Raw genomic sequence first — 16,718 nt, 5'->3', positions numbered from 1 at the left:
TCAAGTCCACACCCGATATGTGGAAAACCACTATAGTTATGCCGCCTCCCCTTTTACAGAATGCCTGTAAACCTCGCCATAAACCTTAACTCTAGGTCTATGAGCCAGTTTATTCGCCATCTGCAAGTAGTGAAGGAAATCTGTATGGACAAGAGTAAACGTCAGTTTCTCGGCAAAATGGCCAGCGTCAGTGTTGGCGCCGCACTCATCCCTGTCGTGCAAGTGTATGCACAGGATGATAAGCGCAGCCCTCAAATGCACAGTGCCAGCGAAGGCCAAGTGGGTAAACGTTACGGTATGGTGATCGATCTACGCCGCTGTGTGGGCTGCCAAGCCTGTACCGTCGCTTGCACTATCGAGAATCAACCGCCCCTCGGGCAATTTCGCACCACAGTGCAGCAGTATGAAGTCTCGCAGCAGGAAGATACCACTCCGCCTGCGTTTTTAATGCTACCAAGACTTTGTAATCACTGCGAAAACCCGCCCTGCATCCCAGTTTGTCCTACGGGCGCGACCTTCCAGCGCAAGGACGGCATAGTGGTCGTCAACAATGAATGGTGTGTTGGTTGTGGCTATTGCGTGCAAGCCTGCCCCTATGATGCGCGCTTTATCAACCACGACACCAATACCGCCGACAAATGTACCTTCTGCGCCCATAGGTTAGATGCAGGATTACTGCCTGCCTGTGTCGAAACCTGCGTAGGAGAAGCCCGTGTGATTGGCGATCTGAATAATCCCAACAGCCAGATAAGCCAACTGCTCGCCGCCAACAAAACCGATATCAAGGTGCTCAAACCGACGGCCAACACTGCGCCACGGGTGTTCTACATCGGCATGAGCAGCGCTTTTGAGGACAAGATTAGCGGCCAAGCCCCCGTTAGAACCTTACTTACCGATACTGGCGAGGAGATCCACCATGGTCATTAAAGAAATCTTTACCCCAGATATCGCCATTACTTGGCTACCTTGGGCAGTACAATACTTTTTTATGATGGGGCTCGCCTACGCCAGCGTATGGGTAGCGACAATACATTTGTTTAGCCAACCCAAACCCGATGACAGATTGCTGAAGCTCTGCGCCTGTTTAATGTTAACCGCAGGCATAGTCGCCCCTATCGCCTTACTCGCCGATTTACACCAACCGCTACGGGCTTGGCATTTTTATGCGCAAGTTCGCCCTGATTCTTGGATGTGGTATGGCGCCTTTTTACTGCCCGTATTCTCGGGCACCAGCGCAGTGTTTGCTTGGCTGCTACTGCGTCAATATCTGCCTAAGCGCACCACGAATCAAGACTCAGATTGGGTGAATAAAATAGGCCAATTACTGAGATTCGGTGATTGGAACAGTGACAAATTCATCAAGCCGATCGCCCTGATCACGGCCCTGAGTGCCTGCAGTATCGCCCTCTACACTGGCATGGAAACCATGGCCATTAAGGCGCGGCCACTGTGGCATACCTATTGGCTGCCACCTTTGATGGCAATGAGTGCCCTGCTCGCCGCCTGCGGCACTTTGGTGGTACTGAATCGACTATTAAAGGGCTACCAACAGCGCACCCAAGACAGCCTATTACTCTGGGTAAGAGCGAGTTTTGGTCTATTCGCCCTATGCCTTATCGGCTGGGCGTTATTCGATAAGGGCTCGGCCCCCGAAGCCGCATTATTGCTTGAAACCAGCCCAAGCTGGCAACTTGCTGCAATTTGGGTACTGGTCACACTCGCCGTGCTGGCACTGATGCTCGCCATTCGTCACTTACCCAATGTGGCAATGCTAGTCGTCAGCCTCACGGCCATTCACCTTGCGTGGGGGTTTCGCTGGATAGTGCTAATTCAAGCGCAAACCGATCCTAAATACGGCGCGGGGACTTATCTCTATCAACTGCCTTGGGGACCCGAAGGGCTATTAGGCATAGCTGGGACCTTCGGCCTTTGGTTAGCATTAATGGCGCTGGTCTCCGAACTTATTCGCCACACGCCTGCGGCAAAACTTGCTCGCTGAGCACCCAATTAGTTTACAGAATTAAGGAGTCCATCATGGATAAGAGTAAACGTCGTTTTATCAAAGGGGCCGCTGTAACGGGTGGTGTGGGATTATTTGCCGCGGGTTATAGCCATACATTAGCGCAAATAGGTAAAGGTGTCGTCAATGGTACCTCAGGAAAACCAACCCAAGATCCGCTGCATGGCAATTCCTTAGCACCTGAATACAAAGTCGATTTACAGTCAGGCCAGTTAATCAGCAATGACGATCAACGCATCGCCAATACTATGTGCTTAGGTTGCTGGACCAAATGCGGCGTGCGCGCTCGTATCGATCAAAAAACCGATAAAATCATCCGTATCAGCGGTAATCCTTATCATCCGTTGTCATCGCGGGAACATATCGATTTCGATACGCCGATCAAAACCGCCTTTGTTGGGCTTAGCGCCTTTCAAGAACAGGGTCTGCAAGGACGTTCCACCGCCTGCGCCCGCGGTAATGCCATGCTAGAACAATTAGATAGCCCACATCGCGTCACCCAATGCCTTAAACGCGTGGGTAAGCGCGGCAGCGGCCAATGGCAGAGCATTAGCTTTGAGCAATTGCTAAATGAAGTCGTCGAAGGCGGTGATTTATTTGGTGAGGGCCAAGTCGAAGGCTTAAGAGCGATTCGAGATATCGCCACGCCACTCGATACCAATAATCCAGAATACGGCCCTAAGGCCAACCAGTTACTGGTCTCAAACGCCTCCGATGAAGGCCGCGATGCCATTATCAAACGCTTCACCTTCAGCAGCTTTGGCACGCGCAACTTTGCCAACCACGGCGCTTACTGTGGATTTACCTACCGTGCTGGAGCGGGCGCTTTATTGGATGATTTGAAAAAATACGCCCACTTAAAACCCGATTGGGACCATAGTGAATTTTTACTCTTTATCGGCACTTCACCGCAGCAATCGGGCAATCCCTTTAAACGCCAAGCAAGACAATTGGCTAACGCGCGGGTGAATAACAGCAATTTCAGTTATGTGGTGGTGTCACCCATGCTACCCAATACCTCGAATCAACCTTGCGCGGGTAACAATACTTGGCTGCCGATCCGCCCCGCCACCGACTCGGCCCTCGCCATGGGCATGTTGCGCTGGATTATCGATAACCAGCGCTACGCCGCCGATTTTTTGAGTGCGCCCAATGTCGATGCCGCAAAAGCATCAGGTTACCTTGGTTTTAGTAACGCAGGATTCTTGATCGTCAGCGAACCTACCCATCCAAGATATGGTCAATATCTCTTTGCCAGCGATCTTGGCTTACCTTTCGACGGTAAAGCCTACGGCGAGCAAGACTCGCAGTTGGTTGTCGATGCCGCGAGTGGCAAGATAGTTTTGGCTAGCCAAAGTCAGAAAGCTAAGCTCGACGTTGACCAAAGCGTCGACACACCTAAGGGGGCGATTGCGGTTAAATCTAGCTTCCAACTGTTAAGTGAAGCGGCGCAGAGCTTCGAGATGGCACACTATGCCAAGGAGTGCGATATCAGCGAGGCGCAAATTATCGCCCTCGCGGATAAATTTACCAGCCATGGCACTAAGGCCGCGGTGATCTCCCACGGCGGCACAATGAGCGCCAATGGTTTTTATAGCGCGTGGGCAATCATGATGCTCAACGCCATGATAGGTAACATCAATTTAAAAGGTGGCGCATTAGCTTCCGGCGGTTCATTCCCTGCCTTTGGTAAAGGCCCAAGGTATAATCTGCAGGAGTTTGACGGCATGGTCGAGCCTAAGGGCGTATTCCTATCGCGATCTAAATTCCCCTACGAGAAAACCTCAGAGTATCGCCGTAAAGTCGAAGCGGGCGAATCGCCTTATCCTGCAAAGGAGCCTTGGTTTCCGATTTCATCACCCTTGCTTGGCGAACATTTAACCGCGGCGGTGCACGGTTATCCCTATCGACTCAAAGCATGGATTAACCACATGGGCAATCCGATTTATGGTCAAGCGGGCCTAGGTGAAGCCATTGGTGAACAACTGAAAGATCCCAAAGTGCTACCACTGTTTATCAGTATCGACAGCTTTATTAACGAAACCTCGGCGCTATCGGATTATATCGTGCCCGACACATTAACGTATGAGTCTTGGGGTTGGAGCCCTTCGTGGCATGGTACTCTGACGAAAGAAACGACAGGTCGCTGGCCGATTGTCGAACCAAGGGTCACAAAAATTGCCAGTGGTGATGTGGTCTGCATGGAGTCTTTCTTAAGCCAAGTGGCGATGAAACTGCAACTACCCGGCTTTGGCGAAAATGCCGTTAAGGCCGCCGATGGCAGCTTACATCCGTTAACGCGCGCGGCGGATTACTCACTCTATGGCGCCGCCAACGTGGCCTATTTGGGTAAAGCCGTCGCCGATATTAACGCTGAGGACATGTATCTTAGCGGTGTGAGTCGCATTCAAGCCGAACTCAATACCAGACTCAAGCCAGATGAAGTCAAAAAAGTTAGCTACTTATTTGCCCGCGGCGGCCGCTTTGAAAATATGAGCGGTGCACGGGATGAAGTGGGGAATCCAACCAAGGTTTGGCCAAAACCTATGATGCTGTGGAATCCCGAAGTGGGCAGTCGCCGTAACAGTCTCACAGGGGAATTTATGAGTGGCTGCCCACGCTTATATCAACCCGCCTTAGCCAATGGCACACCGCTCGATAAGGCGTTTAATAAATCACAATGGCCTTTGCTGATCAGTAGTTACAAATCCCACACCATGAGCTCTATGAGTATTGGCTCGGATCGTTTGCGCCAAGTGCACCCTAATAATCCAGTGCGACTGAACGAGAAGACCGCCAGTCGCCTTGGGATCAGCACAGGTGACACGGTCAAGATCAGCACGCCCAACGGCAGCGTTATTGCCTTAGTGGAATGTGTTGCCGGAGTGCACCCTGACTGCATCGCTATCGAACACGGTTATGGCCATAAGGAACTCGGCGCGCGGGACGTAGTGATCGACAACCTTAAAATCGCCGCCAATCCGCTGATCCGAGTCGGCATCAATATGAACGACTTGAATCTGTTTGATCCGAGTCGCCACGGCCGCTACCCGCTGGTGGATTGGGCAAGTGGCGCTTCGGCCAGACAAGGCCTGCCAGCTAAGATTGAAAAACTAAGCTAATCGCCGAGCAAAGATGACACTTAAGAAGCTGCCCTTTGGCAGCTTTTTCTTTGGCGTTAATTCAATCTGATTAAGCCGAATTGCCTCATTAATGTTTTCTAGCTATGCCTATTCGTGAATAAACCGAGGAATAGTGATCTTTTTTACTCAATTTAGGTATATAGATCCCGATCACGCGTTTCATAGAAATAAACCACATATTAAAATCACAGCTATATTTATCAGTATATCTAGCTCGAAATATCGAGCTTTCAATAAAGAACTGCAGTTTTTGAGTCAGTTAGACTCATCAGGAGTATCTCAGTGTTCAACTCTTCATTACGTAAAAGCCTAGAAGTGAGCGAAAGTAAACGCCAAGAGGCGGAGTCGATCATCGACTCGATTAAGCACAGTATTGCCACAGTAGAATTTACGCCTGATGGAATAATTCTCGATGCTAATGCGTTGTTTTTAAAAACGGTAGGTTATTCACTTAATGAAGTCGTAGGCCAACATCACAAACTATTTTGCTCAGCGGCTTATGGTAATTCTGCTACCTACCAGCAATTTTGGAGCAATCTAAAAGCAGGTCATCCACAGGAAGGCAATTTTGCACGAGTGAATAAAAATGGCCAAGAGATCTGGCTTAGAGCCACTTACTTCCCAATCAAACAGGCAGGTAAAGTCGTTAAAATAATGAAAACAGCCGCTGATATCACCCAAGATAAGCACCAACTTGACGACCAAGCGGCCATTTTTAATGCCTTGAATCGCTCGCAAGCCATTATTGAATTCACTACCGATGGCACGATTTTGAAAGCCAATACTAACTTCTTAAAGACAATGGGCTTTAGCAAAGAGCAGATTATTGGTAAACACCACCGTATTTTCTGTTTTGATGAGTTTTATCGACAAAATCCACACTTTTGGGACGATCTAAAGCAAGGTCGATATAGCAGCGGTCTCTTTGAACGTAAAAATGCTTATGGCGATTCGATTTGGTTAGAAGCGGCATACAATCCTATTATGGATGAGCAAGGTAAAGTGGTTAAAGTAATTAAATTTGCGAGCGATATCAGCAAGCGGATCGAGCAAAGCCACGCTGTACGTGAAGCCGCCAATATTGCACTGACCACGTCACAACGTACCGTCGAGCAAGCAGAACAAGGCGTACATTTACTCAATGCGACGGTAAATACCTCTAATGCTATTGCCGAGCAAACCCATAAAGCGACCTTGGCGATAACTCAACTCAATGAACAATCTCAAAGTATTCAAGCCATAGTCGCGACCATTAGTTCGATTGCCGATCAAACTAATTTACTAGCATTAAATGCCGCAATTGAGGCCGCACGAGCGGGGGAACAAGGCCGAGGTTTTGCCGTTGTCGCCGATGAAGTAAGGCAGCTTGCTTCCAGAACCAGTAAATCAACCAGTGAGATTGCCGCCGTCGTCACTAAAAATACACAACTCACCACAAGTGCAACTAGCATGATGAACGAAGTTGAAGGTATTGCACTGGAAGGAAAACAACAGTTAGCAGAGGTAACATTAGTGATGGGAGAAATACGTAGCGGCGCGGAAAACGTCTCAGCAATCGTGTCGCAGCTATCAGTCAATAACAATTAATTGCTAGCATTTAATCGCGCTATCAAGGATTGCATGGCGCTTTATCTAAAAGACAAAACGCCAACCTATTGCTTTTACGTCAATCAATAATCAGTTTTACGACCTTCATAGGTGGCGCGCATTTGCTGTACAAGAACCTCATCGTAAGCACGTAATCCACTCATCACTAAGGTTTTGATACCTGTGCCAACTAAAGTGTCGCCACTGTGTAATTCAAAGTGCAATGTCACATCGCCACGTTTACCATCGATTTTTAAATCTTGGCCAACGAGGGATAAGGTCACTTGCACAAAATCGAGGGTGGTTAAGTCAAACGACATACTTTCGTAAATCACTAAAGGCCGTTCTGGGTTGATCATCACTTGATGTTGTTTCATCAAAGGGATCAGAATATCGATAAAATTATGCCCAGAGAAAGCAACATATTGACGAATAAAGGATTCGGTCTGCGCATCGCAACAACTCACATCGCCATGACGGCTGACATTAAGATAGGTTTTTTCACGACTATCGCGAATCGAAAAACTCTCGCTCACTTGTTCAGGGAATTGCAGTTCGACGCTATCACCCACCATACCCGCAAAGCTAAACTTCATGCTCTGGCTCAAACCATATTGAGTCAATACTAGGGCAAACAGTAAATCTCCCGGTACGCAAAAGCGTTTTGCCCCCACATCGTGGATAGGATTAAAGTCCTGCGCAATTTTCTTCGCGAAGTCACTGGCTTGTTGTGCTGAAACGGAAATAGCTTGATTTTGCTTAGAAAAATAAGGCGCTAGAAACATATAAACTCTATTTGTAATAACTCAATACAGGGATGGATAACAAAATTATCACGAGTCTACCTTAAAATAGGTATTTAACTCACCCGATGACTTGACCCACGTAAGGCGTACAAAGTAACACCCTGCCCACATTTGTAAAGCCAAACAAATGACAGGGGTATCAGGATCTGTTGACGTTTCAGGTTTATTCTGCAGATATTAGGCGGAATTTTATGCAAGATAGAGCCTGTATAGCATGATGACGCGACATATAACAGCCGATAATGCCGCAGAAATGTTAGCAAAATAAGGCCGTTTTCATCACTCGTGACTCATTTAAAATAACTCAACATCATTTATCGTTTGGCGAGCAATACCTTGTCAGAACAAATAACATCTAAAACGTAAGTATTGCCTAGCCACCGATAAGCCAAGGAATAAATCGTTAGACCTTTTTAAATTCACGCTTTAACTGAAAACCATCGTCAGTGGCTAACTGCTCTAGCACTTCGATACGCTGACGAAGGATGGCTAACTCGGTCTGAAAAGCTTGGTTTTCTGCCACTTGCTCACGCGTCGACACACCTTGTTTGTTGCGAATTTTCATTATAGCGACCACATATCCGCCAACAATTGCAAATATTGGGATAAGTAAAGCGAGGGCACCAGTGTTCATAGTCATTTCCTTTATCTATTGGCGTTATCGTTATCAAGCTCAAAATTTAGATCTGCTTATGACGCTTAATCAATGTCAAAGTCAGAACATGGAAATAAGTATGCGCAAGACAACCGCAATCAACCAGTGACAAAAGTCATGAGATTTAGCGAAACAGTGTCATTCTTTATCAAAACTATCCACAACAATAGCGCCCATAGAGGCTGGCATAGTGATCACTATGATCCGTTTTATAGAGGTTAGTGGGTCCTCAAAAAATGGCACTTTATCGAGGCAAAGCAGCACGAGGAAAACCACGAGGGCTGTGAGCAAATACGCCACCACGATACGAAAAATAAACACAGGAACGCGGGAAGCAATATTCTGTTGGAACACGCTGTGATAGGTGAATACCCCAAGAAAGAGCAGCGATAAACTAAAAAGCATACCGATATTTAATAAAGGTAAAGTCTCACCGAGATGCCACGCTTCCTCAGAAAATGCAACGGGAACCGCAAGGGCAAAAGCCCCTACGCAAACTTGACTCGCATCTTCGGTGTTAAAACTAAATTTCATGCTGATCGCTCCCTAATCTTCCAATCTATTTGATTAGTCGAAAATAACGTTCGGTGAAGATGCGCTTATTACTGGGGTATTAAGTGCGATACAGCACTTTAACCACATGCCAGCCAAACTTGGTTTTCACTATATGTGGCACCAGTAATTCACCTGAAAATGCAACCTTATCGAACTGTGGCACCATTTGGCCTTTTTTGAACTCGCCTAAATCGCCACCTTTTTTGGCCGAGGGGCAAGAGGAAAAACGCTTAGCGAGCACAGCAAAATTAGCACCATTATTCAGCTGCTTAACAATATCCTCAGCCTGTTCTTTGTGTTTAACTAAAATATGCACAGCGGCAGCGGTTTTAAACATGTCATTTCTCACTTTGGATTAACGTCCCGTGCAAAGGGAAGATTGGCGCCCCGAGTTTTGTCCTCGATCACACCACTTCCATCGGCGTAGGTTCTACTGACTAAAAGGTTTTAGATCCAACGCATAAGTGCGTTATTGGCCCATTATCGACCCTATTAACCTAGAAAATTTTCTGCCACCACTGCAAAGGGTCGCCGCAGTTATTCACAGGACGATAGGTCGCAGCTAATGCCGGAAGCGCATCAACATTGCTGCAAGTGGATTCCTTAGCCACACCTGTATCTCGGTCAAAAAAGCCCTTCACTACGCCGTTCACAGGGATTGAGCGCAGACTAATAGGTGGACGTTCCTTTAAGAAGGCAAGATACACGGCCATGGCGCCACTACTACCATACAAACTGGTTTTGCCGTTATCGTCACGACCAACCCAAATGGCGGCGACGTTACGCTCATCAAAGCCCGCAAACCAAGAGTCGCGACTGTCGTTACTGGTGCCAGTCTTACCCGCCAGTCCAACGCCAGGGAAAGCATTACCTAAACGCGTCGCCGTTCCCGTATTCACTACTTGCTGCATAGCAAATTGAATTAAGAAATCTGTCTCAGGTGCTATAGCTTGCTCTTTAGGCAATCGCGTCACTGGTAATGGGTTCTTATCAGAATCTAGCACAGCGGTCACTGTGGTTAACTTACGATAAACACCGCTATCAGCTAAGGTTTGGTACACTTGCGCTACCATTAATGGCGAGCCATTGACGGCGCCGAGTAACATGGAGGGATACTCGTTTAACGGCTCCTGCCAACCCGATTTAGCCAATGTTGTTGCAACCGCATCCACACCCACAGCAATCCCAAGGTTTACCGTCGGTACGTTCATCGACTTTTTCAATGCCGTTAACAAAGGCACCTGACCACTGAACTTCTTATCAAAGTTTTGTGGTGACCATGTCTTACCTTGCTCGCTTTTTAAGGTAATAGGTTGATCTTTAAGAGGTGTCGCTAAGGTAAATTGGCTATTAGGTGCCAAAGCCGTAGCATACACAAAAGGCTTAATTAACGAACCAATAGGACGACGAATTTCAACCGCGCGGTTAAAGCCATCAAATCCTGGGGTTTTATCGCCGACCATAGCCGCAATACCGCCTGTGTATTTGTCGGTCACGACCATACCAATCTGCAATGATTTATTGCTCTTATCTAAGCTTTTGAGGGTTTGAGTCACCGCAATTTCGGCGGCTTCTTGGGCCATAGGATCGAGCGTGGTATAGATTTTCACCCCAGATTGCTTCAATAGCGCATCGCCATAACGCTCGTTCACTTCCTGTTTTACCAAGGCGAAGAAAGAAGGCAATTTTTGATGTGCTGGTTTATTGAGATTACGGATCCCTAAGGGGGACTCTACCGCCACCTTGTACTCAGCCGTGGTTAAATCCCCCGCATCCATGAGTAAACGCAATACTAGATCACGGCGTTCTTGAATACGATCCGGATATTTCCATGGATTGTAGTAAGACGGTCCCTTAATCGCAGCCACTAAGAATGCCTGCTGGGAAATAGTCAACTCACTGATAGGACGGCCGAAATAGAAACGTGAGGCCAACCCCATACCATGGACGGCGCGGGATTTATCCTGCCCCATATACACTTCGTTAAGATACGCTTCGAGGATTTCGTCTTTACTGTAACGAAAATCAATAATGACCGCCATTAAAGCTTCGCGCACCTTACGCAGCAAGGAACGCTCACTCGAAAGGAAAAAGTTTTTCGCTAACTGCTGAGTTAACGTCGAGCCACCTTGCACAGTGCGACCGGCGCTGATGTTCACAAAAGCCGCGCGCGCAATCGCGAATGGATTCACACCATGGTGTTCATAAAAGCTACGATCTTCCACCAGCAGTAACGCCTGCACGATCGACTTTGGCATTTCTTCGGTCGGCACAAATAGCCTGTCTTCACCGTCGCCAGTAATAATGCGGTCGAGCAATACAGGCTCAAGGTGGAATACGGCGAGTTGACGCTTGTCTGAGACTCGAGTGACCGAACTGATGCCATTGCTGTCGAAGCTGATCATGACTCTTTGTTCGACTTGATCGCCTTCAGGATGCAAAAACGGCCGACGCCACAATTCAATACGAGTGCTCGATGCCGAAAACTCTCCCACTTGGCGTGGGTTAGCGACTTTGCGATAGCCGAGCAACTTAAGCTCAGCCATCATTTGCGGATGGCTGACTGCCGCACCGGGGTACAGCGCCATAGAACGACTAAACACCTGCGCTGGCAAATGCCATTTTTGGCCTTCAAATTTTTGCGCAATAATTTGATCAAGATAAATGCTGTAGAAAGTCACTACAGCTAATCCAGCCAAGCCTAATTTCCAACTGATAGACCAAATTCGTCGAAATAAACCGCGGCCATGATTAGCCCGACGGGAAGCGGGTGATTTTTTTGTCGTCTTAGTTGTCATATCTACTTCATCATTCATGCATTTAAAGACATCAGCCATAGGCACAAAGCTAACGTGGTGCGAATCAAAGTGCTTCATAACAAAATGTTATAAAACCAGCGGCGTGGTGCTAGGGCTGAGCTAAACCCAAGGTTTTCTTCTTGGTAAATTTTGTCGGCAGTGTATTCACAGGATCGTCTGGCCACAGATGTTTTGGATATCGACCGCGCATTTCCTTTTTCACTTCCACATAAGGTCCCTGCCAAAAGCTGGCTAAATCTGCCGTCAAGGCTAATGGACGCTGGGCCGGAGAGAGTAATTCCATCGTCACCTTTAGTTTGCCCTGCGCCAACATAGGACTCTGCGCCATGCCAAAGGTTTCTTGCAGACGCACACGCAGTAGCGCACGCCCAGACTCGTCGTATGCTATTGGCGCAGAGGTACCAGTCACTAACGGCCAAGAGGTTGGCAATAACTCTTCAAGTCGCTGTTTCTGCTGCCAGCTCAAACAGTTTGCCACAAAACCAAAGCAATCAAGCTTAACTAATTGCGGCAGATTATTCACATTTTCGAGGTAAGGCGCCAGCCAAGTTTCTAGGCTCGCTAATAATGCTTCATCATCAACCTTGGGCCAGTCACTACCCGCGTCAAACTCAGTTGCCAGTTTGAGCCTGTGTTGAAACTGTTCTAAGTTAGCGTTCCAATTAAGGATTTGTAATCCTTGCTGGCGAATATAGCCCAGTAAGGCCGCGACAATTTGCTTACGTTCAGGCTTAGCAATCGTCTCGGTTTTTACTAAAATTTGTCCGACCTTGTATTGGCGCTGCGCAATCACTCGACCTTTAGCTTCATCCCAGCCACAGATCTCATGAATGTCCAGCAAACCTTTTAGCTCGCCGTCGAACAAGCTTGGCTGAAGCTGACTCGCTAAGTAAATCCGCCCAGCATTTCTGCCTTCAATTTCTTGAAAATCCGCCACCACCATCCACGGCGTTTGCGCCAATGCATCATCGGCTGCGAGCACGACGCCAGTACCATTGGCTAATTGGTAGCCCTCAACACCGCGGGCTTTAGCGATACGATCCGGATACGCAAGTGCTAATAATAACCCCACATCGCTGTGGTGTGCATGGGTCGCTATCTTAGACAAATCCGCCGCTAATCCTAGCTTTTTCTGCCACTGTTTTGCCTGTTGCCCAGCTTGTCCATTACAGGCAAAGTGCAGGTAATTCATGATATCGGCGCCCTTTTTAGGCAAACCGCGCGCCTCTAAAACCCCCGACAACAAGCAGGCCAAACTGCCCAATTGCGTTGCTTGTTCGTTAGCATTATTGACCCCCCCATTGTTTGCGCCCAAACTTTTTGCGCCCAATAACATATGAGCAAGCCTTGGGTGACACCCTAGCTCGTAGGCCGCTTTCCCGTGGGGAGTGAGTTTATTTTGAGTATCGACCATGCCTAAATCTTGTAACAGTTTCCACGCCAGCGCCTCATGCACACTTGGTGGCGGCGTTAATAACATCAAGTCGCTAAAGGATTTTGCGCCCCAGTAAGCACAATCGTGGGCCATAGCCACCAGATCCGCTTGGCTGATCTCAGGTTCATCGGCCCTGAGCATGCGGCCATGTTCTTCTTGGCTCCACAGGCGAACACACACACCCGCTGATAAACGCCCGGCGCGACCACTACGCTGAGTTGCCGAAGCTTGGCTTATACGTTTCAAACCTAAGCGGGTGACGCCGGTTTTAGGGTTAAAACTCGCTTGTCGTTTATAGCCACTGTCGATAACAAACCCTATACCTTCAATGGTTAAGCTCGATTCCGCCACGTTAGTGGCTAGCACAATTTTACGCCTGCCATCTATAGTTGCAGCGATCGCGCTATCTTGCTCGGCACCCGAAAGTTCACCATAAAGAGGGCAAATCAAAAAAGCATCGTCCGCTAAGCGCTCGCGCAAAAACTGCTGTAATCGTAAGATCTCCCCTTTACCGGGTAAAAACACGAGCACGGCATTATTGGCAGCCGTTTTATCAACACTGGCACTGCTGCTGGCCGAGACCAGTTCGAGCACGCAGCGGCCGAGGTGATCGATCCAATGCTGCTGAGTTGGCACAGGGCGATATTCGATGTCGACAGGAAAACTCCGGCCTTCGCTGTGCAAGGTCACCGCTTCTGGCATGAGTTCAGCTAAGGCAAGACCAGATAGAGTCGCTGACATAGCTAATATCTTTAAATCGTCCCGCAGTGAAGCTTGCACTTCGAGCGCTAGGGCAAGACCTAAATCTGTGGTGAGGTGACGTTCATGAATTTCATCGAAGATGATCATTCCAATCCCAGTTAACTCGGGATCTTGTTGGATCATTCGCGTCAGTATGCCTTCGGTGACAATTTCTAAACGGGTATTGGCGCTGATTTTAGCTTCACCGCGGACGCGATAGCCGATTTCTTGTCCCACCTTTTGCTGGCGACAGCTGGCAATATAGTGCGCCACACTCCGCGCCGCGACACGCCGCGGTTCGAGCATTAAAATGCGTCCGCTGATTTCTGGCCAATCCAACATAGCCAAAGGTAACGCCGTTGATTTACCCGCACCTGTCGGTGCCTCGAGGATCACTTGAGCGTGACGAGAAAAAGCCGCGCGTAGCGGTGCTAATAAGCTATGAATAGGTAGAGAGTTCAAGAAAAAGACATCAGCGGCCAACACAGGGCGTCAGTGTACTAACAATCGGCTTTGAGTACCATTTCGCAGCAAACATTATCAAGTCAGTGCTGACATAAGTAACAGCTCAAGACTGCCATGCCCAAGATTACAGCTGTGGATAGGGAGCAAAAATCTCACGCTTTTCGAGCCAAGGTTGACTAAGCCCTGACTGTAGTTCAGCTAAGCGTATCGGTTTATTGATGGCGTAACCTTGAGCATAGTCGACGCCTAAGGCTTGCAATTTCCACCCTATTTCTTGGGATTCGACAAATTCAGCAACCACATCAAACCCCATATCTTGACCAAGTTGGCAGATGGATTTTACGATCGCCTGATCCGCAGAGTCTTCGCAAATATTGACGACAAATTGGCCATCAACCTTTACAAAATCCACATTGAGGCGCTTAAGGTAAGCAAAGCTAGAAAAGCCTGCACCAAAATCATCGAGGGCTAATTTACAATTGAGCGGACGAAGTATCTCGAGTAGCTTTGTCGCTTGATCGAGCTGACTCACAGCCGCGGTTTCTGTGATCTCGATGCAAAGCTTATCCACCAGCTCAGGTTCGGCCATCAAGCGCATTTCTAGCCAATTCATAAACTCATGATCGCCCAAAGAAGTTGCCGACAGATTCACAGACACAAGATCCAATTGCTGCCAAATATCTAAATGACTACCACCCCACTTGAGCAAATTATCGATCACCCAAAGATCAACCTTAGAAGCCAAGTTGTATCGCTCGGCGGCGGGTAAGAAGATAGCTGGAGACACTATAGTGCCGTTAGTCTGCACCATACGCAGTAGGATCTCTAAATGTAAGCCAGTTTCCTCGCGGTTTAACGGCACTATGCTTTGAAAATAAAGCTCGAATTGGTTTAACGCGAGTGCGCCGACGATATCAACAGAGGCCATCATCTCGGTGTAGAGACGGTTCATTTTAGGATCGCTCGCACTGTATAAATGCCAGCCATTTCGGCCTTGATCCTTCGCTAATCGACAAGCAGCGTCAGCTTGACTCATGACGGTATAAATATCGGCGGATTTTTTATCTAGCCTAGCAATCCCCATACTAACACTGACATTGTGACTACGACTTTCCCAAATAAACTCATGATTTGCTAACTGGGTACAAATCCGCTTAGCAATCTGTTTCGCAGAGTCCACATTGCAGTAATGCATCAGGATACCAAACTCATCGCCCCCTAAACGGGCAACAATATCGCCTTTACGTACGAGCTGTTTCAAACGTAATGCGACTTGGCAAAGCAGCTTATCGCCCGCCTGATGGCCACTGATATTGTTAATGACTTGGAATTGGTCTAAATCGAGAAATGCCACGCAAATAGGCATATCGTCGTGGGCATGTAGTAGGTTTTCTAATAGGGCTTCGAAATGTAGCCGATTAGGTAAACCCGTAAGTGCATCATAATTGGCATGGAAGGATAACTCATCGGCTAAGCGGTACTTTTCACTGACATCTTCGGCAATCATGACTAAAGTATCTTTATCGCCGCTAATCTGGCTAAAACTCAGTTTCAACCAAGTTAATTGATGAATTGATTTTAAAGGTAATTCACACCAAGCTTGGCCGAGCACACCTTCTCGTACCACATGTAAGGTATCGGTTAGCATGGCGTGTTCTTCCTCACGCACCATGTCGAATAAATCATAACCATGTTGAATTGGCAGGGTTTGCAGAGCGACTTTATTCAGCATAGTCAATTGATCATGCTTATCTAACAAGGCGCAAGCTAAGGGCAACTGGTTGAATACTTCACAGTATTTATGTTCACTGGCAAGCATGCTCAAAGCGATACGCGTCAATTCCATCGCAGAGCCAATCATCACAGCGGCGTGATTAAACTCACTTATAAACTCTTCGCTCCATTCACAGCATTCGGAGCAATTGACGGCCCCCAAGGCAATACGGGTTTCGCCAAACACGACTGGCGGCAATACTAATAGACTCTTGACGTCCCAATCCCTTAATAAAGCTCGCTCAGCCTGAGCATCGGCAGGCAAGGTATTCACATCAGCCAGATTTAATAGACGCGGAGTACGGACAAGAGAGCGAAAAAATGGCATTCGTGCCAAGGGCCAGACTCGGGTTTGTTGGCCTTGGGCAAATTGAGGTTTTAAATACAGATTACGCGTGCGTAAACGATCCAGTGACTGGCTTCCGGTTAATACAAATACCCCGTCACAATGCAGTTGCAAAGTAATAGTCTCAAGCGCTCTGTCAACATTCTGCTCTAAGGTTTCTAGCGGGGATTCACTAAAAATACTGACCAAAGCCTGTTGGAGTGGATTAGCTAAACCTACTGACATGAAAAGTCTCTTCCTTACCTAAAAATCCATTTAAGGTATTATCGACGTGCATTAAGTATAGGCTCACAGTGAATTAAACGTCTGCTTGAGTCACAAATTAGCTGATAAATTCAACAGCTAGATTAACGCTCAAATGCGCTTAACGTCA

At 47.7% G+C, this 16,718-nt stretch carries 11 protein-coding genes; 4 read left to right on the top strand and 7 right to left on the bottom strand.

The window, feature by feature from the left end; all coding sequences use genetic code 11:
• Positions 1-144: 144 nt before the first annotated feature.
• The 4 genes from dsrO (at position 145) to KFE26_RS24175 (ending at position 6,750) form a co-directional block, all read left to right on the top strand.
• On the top strand, positions 145-927 hold the full coding sequence (gene dsrO / locus KFE26_RS03420; protein ID WP_011790755.1) for a sulfate reduction electron transfer complex DsrMKJOP subunit DsrO: 783 nt from the start codon (positions 145-147) through the stop codon (positions 925-927).
• Positions 917-1,999 carry an NrfD/PsrC family molybdoenzyme membrane anchor subunit gene (nrfD, locus tag KFE26_RS03415; protein ID WP_105250252.1) on the top strand — a complete coding sequence of 361 codons (1,083 nt, stop codon included), beginning with the start codon at positions 917-919 and terminating at the stop codon, positions 1,997-1,999. The genes dsrO and nrfD overlap by 11 nt, the downstream gene beginning before the upstream one ends.
• Before the next feature lie 35 nt (positions 2,000-2,034).
• Positions 2,035-5,142 (top strand): tetrathionate reductase subunit A, encoded by a 3,108-nt coding sequence (locus KFE26_RS03410; RefSeq protein WP_212599659.1) that lies wholly within the window; start codon positions 2,035-2,037, stop codon positions 5,140-5,142.
• 303 nt (positions 5,143-5,445) lie between these two features.
• Positions 5,446-6,750, top strand: a complete 1,305-nt coding sequence (locus tag KFE26_RS24175; protein WP_113939130.1) for a PAS domain-containing methyl-accepting chemotaxis protein — start codon at positions 5,446-5,448, stop codon at positions 6,748-6,750.
• Between the two features lie 83 nt (positions 6,751-6,833).
• Here KFE26_RS24175 and KFE26_RS03400 read toward each other — a convergent pair whose 3' ends face one another.
• The 7 genes from KFE26_RS03400 to KFE26_RS03370 form a co-directional block, all read right to left on the bottom strand.
• Positions 6,834-7,535 carry a DUF3581 domain-containing protein gene (locus KFE26_RS03400; protein WP_131525486.1) on the bottom strand — a complete coding sequence of 234 codons (702 nt, stop codon included), beginning with the start codon at positions 7,533-7,535 and terminating at the stop codon, positions 6,834-6,836.
• A gap of 424 nt (positions 7,536-7,959) precedes the next feature.
• Complete coding sequence (locus tag KFE26_RS03395) at positions 7,960-8,190, bottom strand: hypothetical protein (RefSeq protein ID WP_105250256.1); 231 nt, start codon at positions 8,188-8,190, stop codon at positions 7,960-7,962.
• A gap of 159 nt (positions 8,191-8,349) precedes the next feature.
• Positions 8,350-8,745 (bottom strand): DUF2391 family protein, encoded by a 396-nt coding sequence (locus tag KFE26_RS03390; RefSeq protein ID WP_105250257.1) that lies wholly within the window; start codon positions 8,743-8,745, stop codon positions 8,350-8,352.
• A 79-nt stretch (positions 8,746-8,824) separates the two neighbouring features.
• The gene (locus KFE26_RS03385; protein WP_006084190.1) at positions 8,825-9,103 is read right to left on the bottom strand and encodes a peptidylprolyl isomerase; all 279 of its coding nucleotides are present in this window, start codon (positions 9,101-9,103) and stop codon (positions 8,825-8,827) included.
• 160 nt (positions 9,104-9,263) lie between these two features.
• On the bottom strand, positions 9,264-11,582 hold the full coding sequence (gene mrcB / locus KFE26_RS03380) for a penicillin-binding protein 1B (RefSeq protein ID WP_168827694.1): 2,319 nt from the start codon (positions 11,580-11,582) through the stop codon (positions 9,264-9,266).
• Positions 11,583-11,673: 91 nt separating this feature from the next.
• Positions 11,674-14,247 carry an ATP-dependent helicase HrpB gene (gene hrpB, locus KFE26_RS03375; protein WP_212599658.1) on the bottom strand — a complete coding sequence of 858 codons (2,574 nt, stop codon included), beginning with the start codon at positions 14,245-14,247 and terminating at the stop codon, positions 11,674-11,676.
• 103 nt (positions 14,248-14,350) lie between these two features.
• A complete protein-coding gene (locus tag KFE26_RS03370) occupies positions 14,351-16,570 on the bottom strand; it encodes a putative bifunctional diguanylate cyclase/phosphodiesterase (RefSeq protein WP_198571945.1) in 2,220 nt (739 codons plus the stop codon).
• Positions 16,571-16,718 lie beyond the last annotated feature (148 nt).

Origin of the sequence: Shewanella sp. M16 (assembly GCF_018224605.1) — a bacterium.
Taxonomy (GTDB): Bacteria; Pseudomonadota; Gammaproteobacteria; order Enterobacterales; family Shewanellaceae; genus Shewanella; species Shewanella oncorhynchi.
Note: the sequence above shows the minus strand (reverse complement) of the source record. Positions and strands in the feature narration are given on the sequence as shown.